The sequence below is a fragment of the Nonomuraea sp. NPDC049784 genome (assembly GCF_040659615.1).
Classification (GTDB): domain Bacteria; phylum Actinomycetota; class Actinomycetes; order Streptosporangiales; family Streptosporangiaceae; genus Nonomuraea.
Genome location: NZ_JBFAMX010000596.1, coordinates 1 through 6341, shown reverse-complemented (window position 1 = coordinate 6341; position 6341 = coordinate 1). Strand labels below are relative to the sequence as shown.

Sequence of the window (6341 nt, the reverse complement as noted above, 5' to 3'; positions counted from 1 at the left end):
CTCGGCCGCCGGGCGCCGACCGCGGCCACGCCGCACCCGCAGGTTCGGTTCCTGCTCTGGCATCCGCAGACCTCCCTCGTCCACACTCCCCTAACCCTGACATATGGACGCCGCGTCCACAATATGCTTATATGGACCATGCGTTCATAAATGACAGTCCTGGAGGCATCGCCATGTCGAACACCAAGAGGGTCGCGCTGGTCACCGGAGCGTCAGGGGGCATCGGCCGTGCCGTCGCCCACCGGCTCGCCGCCGACGGCATGGCCGTCGGCGTCCACTACGCCGGCAACAAGACCGCCGCCGACGATCTTGTAAAGGCCATCGAAGCGGCCCACGGCCGGGCGGTCGCGGTCACGGGCGACGTCGCCGACGAGAGCGCCATGTCCGACGCGTTCGACCAGGTGGAGGCGGCGTTCGGCGGGATCGACGTCGTCGTCCACACCGCCGGGGTGATGATCCTCGGCCCGGTCGCCGACTTCGACCTGGACGCGCTCGACAGGATGCACCGCACCAACATCCGCGGCACTTTCGTGGTCACCCAGCAGGCCGCGCGCCGCGTACGGCCGGGCGGGGCCATCGTGACCTTCTCCACCTCGGTGACCCGGCTCGCGTTCCCCGGCTACGCCCCCTACGTCGCCAGCAAGGGGGCTGTCGAAGCCATGACCTTGGTGCTGGCCCGCGAGATGCGCGGCCGCGACATCACCGTGAACGCGGTGGCCCCCGGCCCCACGGCCACCCCGCTCTTCCTCGACGGCAAGGACCAGGAGACTGTCGACCGCCTCGCCGCGCAGCCCCCGATGGAGCGTCTCGGCACGCCGGACGACATCGCCGAAACCGTCTCCTTCCTCGCCGGACCGGGGCGCTGGGTCAACGGCCAGGTCATCTTCACCAACGGCGGCGTCGCCTGACCGACGCGACGTCGGATCGCTTCAACGACAACGTCCAAGCGGGGTCCCAGGAGATCCTGCTCGACGACGCGACACGGCTGGCCGCACGTGCCGCGGCCGCCGATGTCGCCGTGACCCTGGAGGTGACACCGGGCGTCCCGCACGTCTTCCAGGGCTTCGCCGGTCTGCTCGGCGAGGGCGACGCCGCCCTCGCCGGTGCCGGTGCCTTCCTTCGGTCCCACTTTCCAGGAGACACGCTGGACACCACGAGCTCGGTCAGTTCCTCAAACGTGGTGCGCCCGAGTACGAGGGTGTCCACTTCGTCGAGCTGTTCGACGGAGTAGCCGGCGAACTCCGGGCCGGGACGTTGGGCAGACGGTTCAGAGCCAGACGGTGCCGAGCCAGGCGGTTGCCGCGGCGGCTGCCAGGAGGGCGATGTTGAGTCCGATCAGCCGGGCCTCGCCGCGGCTCAGGTGGACCGCGATGCCGCCGATCTGGATCAGGACGAGGCCGATCGCCGCGGCGATGGCGAGCCAGGGCGCGATCCCGGTCAGCGGCGGCAGGATCAGGCCGGCCGCGCCGAGGACTTCCAGGACTCCGATCACACGGACGAGCGGCATGGGAACGGTGTCGACCCAGCCCATCATCGGCTGGAGCTGCTTCTGGCTCTGGGTGATCTTCTTGCCTCCGGCGTAGAGGTACAAGACGGCCAGGAGCGCCGCGACGATCCAGTAGGAAATCTCGATGAAGGACACCTCGGAGGCTAGTGACGTGGCGCTGGTCACGCGATGGTTACCAGTCGTAAGTAGCCCCATGATGCGTCACTATTGAAAGCCTTACAAAAGGCACATGCATGTGCGTTACACACAGGGGGCTGTCATGTCGGAGTACGAGCACACCTGCATGATCCGAGGAGATGGAGGACGGACGATCCGCGCCATCCTCGACCGCATCTGCAACAAGTGGACGTTGCTGATCGTGGCGACCCTCGATCAGGGACTTCTGCGCTTCACCGACCTGCACCAGCAGATCCCCGGGATCTCCCAGCGCATGCTGACCCTGACGCTCCGGAACCTCGAACGCGACGGCCTGGTATCCCGGACGGTGCACGCCGAGGTCCCGCCACGGGTCGAATACGCACTGACCCCCACCGGCAAGAGCCTCATTCCACCCGCACTGGCCCTCGCCGGCTGGGCCATCGAGCACGTCCCGCACATCGAGGCCAGCCGAGAGGCCTACCAGACCCGAAACCAATGACCCGATGCCCCTGAACCCCGAACAGGCCCCAAGCCGAAAGTCATCGCCCGTCCGGTGACATCTGCTCCGGGCCTTCGAGTGGAGGATCGGTTCGCGTGACCCCACCTCAAAGGGAGCATTCATGACCGTCTCACCCGTGGCCAAGACCATCCGGATCGAGCGCACCAATGCGACCACGCCGGAGCACGTGTGGCGCCTGTGGACCACCGGCGCCGGGATCGAGTCCTGACCATGGTCGAGATCAGGCCCCTCCGGCGACGGCGTCCACGTCACCATGACCATGGACGCGATGCATGACGAGGAGTGGACCCAGCGCCTGACGGCCGGCCGCGGCAACGAGCTGGACAACCTCGGCCGGGTCATCGGCGCAGGAGAAGGACCCGCCTGATCCCATCAAGCATCATCTTGTCCTTGAACGGCCACGACGCCACCACTCTCGGCCCCCGCCTCTGTCGACGGATCATCGGAGCGGATCCGGGTCGTCGGCATGCTTGCGCGTCCGAGACCCCGATCCGCGCCGGACTGGCCGGCGGGCCGGCTGTGGCAGCCGGATCCGTCACCCGGCTGCGGCGCGCCGTCCCTCATGAGTCTCCACCCATGGAGCAGAGCTGGGCGCAGAGGGTCTCACCGGCCCATCGCTCCCAGCGCTCACGCGGCCAGCCCCGCTCCTGCACGAACAGCAGGTACAGCTCGGGGCTGAGCAGGCCGTACAGCAGGTCGGCCATCTCCCCCACCGGCACATCCACGCGTGCGCCCGGCTTGGCGGCGAGTGCCTCGGCCGCGTTCTGGTGGACGATGAAGCGCGGGTCGACGTCGTGCGGCCACAGGGCGGCGACCTCGGGGTCGCTCGCGACCGCCGCGTCCAAGACCCTGCCGATCGGCGCGACCCGCTCCAGGATCGAGGTCGTGCCCGCGACGTAGGCACGCAGCATGTCGGGGGCGGTGCCGGCGGCGAGTGCGCCGGTGTACCACGGCCGGTCCATCGTGGCCACCGGCTCGTCGTCACCGGCGATCGTGACATCGACCAGTTCTTTCAGCAGGGCGCGCTTGTTGCCGAAGACGAAGTAGATCGTCTGTACCGCCACTCTCGCCCGGTCGGCGACGTCCTGCAGGTTCGTCGCGCCATATCCGTCCTGCACGAACAGCTCGAGCGCCGCCTCCAGGATGCGCCGGCGCGTTTCCTTTGCCTTCTGGGCTCGCTTGCTGGGCTGTTTGACATCACTCATGGCTAGAGTCTATCTCTAGATACATTCACTAGAAGTGAACTCTAGAGAGAGAGTCCAGCTATGCCGATCATCAGCGTCACCCGCTTCCAGGCCGATCCCGCTGACGCCGACCAGGTTCGTACCCGGCACGCAGCTCTGGTCGATGCGGCCAGAGCCGCGCTGCCCGGCCTCACCGAGGCGCGCCTCGGCCGGCTCAACGACGAGACGTGGGTCGGCGTCTGGCGTTGGGATTCGGCCGCCAGCCTGCAGGCGGCCCGCCAGACACTGCCCGGCACCGACGCGGGCACCGCGGCGTTCGCGGTGGCCCGCGAGGTCACCGCGGAGGACATCGAGGTTCTCGACGAGCTCTGACCGCCTGCCCCGGCCCCGGAACCCGGGGCCGGGCCTCCCCCGAACCAAGGACATGACATGATCGAGATCGACGCGTTGACCAAGGTGTACGGCTCGGCGCAGATCCGGGCGGTCGACGAGGTGTCGCTGCACATCCCCGCCGGATCGGTCTTCGGATTCCTGGGACCCAACGGCGCCGGCAAGACCACCACCATCAAGATGCTGGCCGGGCTGCTGACCCCCACCTCGGGCAAGGTCCGGCTGGGCGGCTTCGACGTGGCCAGGCAGCGCTCAGCCGCGATGGCGCAGTTCGGCGCCGTGCTGGAAGGCTCGCGCAACATCTACTGGAGCCTGTCGGCCTGGCAGAACCTGATGTACTTCGGCCGGCTGAAGGGGTTGCGCAAGGCCCGGGTCGCAGAGCGCGCCCGCGATCTGCTGACCGATCTGGGGCTGTGGGAGCGCCGCGACGACAAGGTCGGCGGCTTCTCGCGCGGCATGCAGCAGAAGGTCGCGATCGCCGCCGCTCTCATCGCCGACCCGCCGATCGTGCTGCTGGACGAGCCGACACTCGGCCTCGACGTGGAGGCCACCCGCACCGTCAAGAACTGGATCACCGAGCTCGCCCGCGAACTGGGCACCACCATCCTGATCACCACGCACCAGCTCGACGTGGCCCAGGAACTGTGCGACCGAGTTGCCGTCATGCGCAAAGGGCGGCTCGTCGCCGACCTGCCCACACAACAGCTGCTGGCGAGCTTCCGCGAACGCGACAAGTACGAGATCCGCGTCGAAGGAACGGCGCCACCCGGGCTCGACGCCGTCACCCGCGACGGCGTCACCACGATCAGCGTGCGGGTGAGCGACCCGCACGAGGTGTACGACCTGGTCCAGCACCTGCGCACGCAGGGGGCCGTCCTGGAGTCGCTGACCCAGGTGCAGCCCGGCCTGGAGGATGTGTTCCTCGCCCTGGTGAACGAGTCGTCCCATGCTGCTTGACGTCTTGGGCGCGGAGGTCGGCAAGGGCCTGCGCGTGCAGCTGGCCCACCCGATCGGACACGTCATCACGCTGCTGATCAGCACCACCATGTACCTCGGACTGCAGTTCGTGCTTGGCCAGGGCGAGCTGCGCCAGGATCTGCTGCCGCAGACGCTGGTCGCGATCGGCGGCTACTGGTTCCTGCAGTACGCCGCTCTGGTGATGGTGGCCGACCTGATCGAGGAGAAACGCACCGGCACCTTCGCCCAGGCGCAGATGACCCCGGCGCCGCCGTGGCTGCCGATGCTCGGCCGGCTGATCACCGCCTCGGTGTTCGGCCTGGCCGTGGCCGCCGTCGCCGCGCTCGTCCCGATGCTGGTGGCCGGAATCGCGATCCCGCTGCGCTGGGCGGCGCTGGCGCCGGCCCTGCTGCTCGGGGTGAACGTGCTGGCCTTCACGTTCCTGCTGGCGGCCCTCGCGCTCGTCTCCCCGATGATCGGCGCCATGCAGTCGCTGTTCACCGCACTGGTGCTGCTGCTCAACGGGTCGTTCCTGCCGCTCGCCTTCTATCCGGACTGGCTGGCCGTCCTGGCCAGGGTCCTGCCCACCACGCTGGGCATCGAGGCGCTCACCCAGACGCTGTTCCAGGGCCGGACCCTGGCCGAGGTCTGGAGCGGCGGCACCCTGCCCTGGCTGCTCGCCCACACGCTCGCGCTCATCGCCGCTGGCGGCCTGCTGTTCGTCCGCAACCACCGCCGAGCCCTGCAGGAGACGTCATGATCTTCGCCCGCGGATTCGCCGCAGAAGTCCGTAAGGGCCTGCTCAACCTCGCCGCCGGATGGCGCCAGGTCCTCATCCAGATGATCACTTTCCCGCTGTTCTACCTGCTCATCGTGCTGTTCATGGGACGCGGGCAGCTGCGCGCGGACCTGCTGCTGCCGGTACTGCTCGGCATGGTGGCGCTGACCTTCATCCACGAGCAGGTCAACCGGGTGTTCTGGAGCTACCTGGGCGACATCCAGTCCGGCGTACTGGAACAGACCTACCTGACCCCGCTGCCCTCGGCCGCGCTCATCCTCGGTCGCCAGGTCGCCGCCGTGATCTCCGCCCTGCCCACCGCACTGGCCGTCCTGACCACCGGCGCGGTCACCATCACCATCCAGGGCGGGCAGTTGCCCTTCGACGCGCAGGTGATCGTGCCGCTGGCCGCCATCGCGCTGGGCACCTGCGGCCTGGCTCTCATCTTGTGCGGGCTGACCCTGGTGTTCAAACGCATCGAGATCATCACCCAGCTGTCCGTGGCCGTCTACGCCATCGCCGGCGGCACCCTGGTCCCCCTGGCCGCCATGCCCGACCCGATCGCCTTTCTCAGCCGGCTCCTGGTCCCCATCGCGCCCGGCATCGAGGCGATGCGCGACATCCTGCTCGGCGGACATTCCCTGGCCGCCCTCCCGACCGGCTGGGGTCTCGCCTGGCTGCTGGCCCAGCCACTGCTCATCACCACCGCCGGGGTGGTCCTGTTCAACCGGCTCGAACACCTCGCCCGACGCCGCGGCACCCTCGGCCGCTACTAGGGCCTGTTTCAGAAGTCGGGTGAGGAGTCTCGGCTGAGGGCTGCGTGTGCTCGAGATGCCTGAGCAGTCCATATGGTGACGTCGGTAGCGA

General features: G+C 68.5%; 8 protein-coding genes. 6 read left to right on the top strand and 2 right to left on the bottom strand.

The annotated features are described in order from the left end of the window. Positions 1–173: 173 nt before the first annotated feature. On the top strand, positions 174–908 hold the full coding sequence (locus AB0J09_RS52960) for an SDR family oxidoreductase (RefSeq protein WP_360709631.1): 735 nt from the start codon (positions 174–176) through the stop codon (positions 906–908). 359 nt (positions 909–1267) lie between these two features. Here AB0J09_RS52960 and AB0J09_RS52955 read toward each other — a convergent pair whose 3' ends face one another. After that, the gene (locus tag AB0J09_RS52955) at positions 1268–1642 is read right to left on the bottom strand and encodes a DoxX family protein (protein WP_360709628.1); all 375 of its coding nucleotides are present in this window, start codon (positions 1640–1642) and stop codon (positions 1268–1270) included. Between the two features lie 124 nt (positions 1643–1766). Between AB0J09_RS52955 and AB0J09_RS52950 the strand changes: the two genes are divergently transcribed. After that, the gene (locus AB0J09_RS52950) at positions 1767–2144 is read left to right on the top strand and encodes a helix-turn-helix domain-containing protein (RefSeq protein ID WP_360709626.1); all 378 of its coding nucleotides are present in this window, start codon (positions 1767–1769) and stop codon (positions 2142–2144) included. A gap of 581 nt (positions 2145–2725) precedes the next feature. On the opposite strand, the gene AB0J09_RS52945 is transcribed toward AB0J09_RS52950, so the two are convergent. After that, on the bottom strand, positions 2726–3370 hold the full coding sequence (locus AB0J09_RS52945) for a helix-turn-helix domain-containing protein (RefSeq protein ID WP_360709624.1): 645 nt from the start codon (positions 3368–3370) through the stop codon (positions 2726–2728). A 60-nt stretch (positions 3371–3430) separates the two neighbouring features. On the opposite strand from AB0J09_RS52945, the gene AB0J09_RS52940 reads away from it, so the two are divergent. The 4 genes from AB0J09_RS52940 to AB0J09_RS52925 are packed head-to-tail and all read left to right on the top strand — an operon-like array spanning position 3431 to position 6250. Further along, entirely contained in the window at positions 3431–3721 is a 291-nt protein-coding gene (locus AB0J09_RS52940) for an antibiotic biosynthesis monooxygenase (protein ID WP_360709622.1), read from the top strand. Positions 3722–3778: 57 nt separating this feature from the next. Then, a complete protein-coding gene (locus tag AB0J09_RS52935) occupies positions 3779–4696 on the top strand; it encodes an ABC transporter ATP-binding protein (RefSeq protein ID WP_360709620.1) in 918 nt (305 codons plus the stop codon). Further along, complete coding sequence (locus tag AB0J09_RS52930; protein WP_360709618.1) at positions 4686–5456, top strand: ABC transporter permease; 771 nt, start codon at positions 4686–4688, stop codon at positions 5454–5456. Before AB0J09_RS52935 ends, AB0J09_RS52930 begins: the two co-directional genes overlap by 11 nt. Further along, positions 5453–6250 (top strand): ABC transporter permease, encoded by a 798-nt coding sequence (locus AB0J09_RS52925; RefSeq protein WP_360709616.1) that lies wholly within the window; start codon positions 5453–5455, stop codon positions 6248–6250. The genes AB0J09_RS52930 and AB0J09_RS52925 overlap by 4 nt, the downstream gene beginning before the upstream one ends. The last annotated feature ends 91 nt before the right edge of the window (positions 6251–6341 follow it).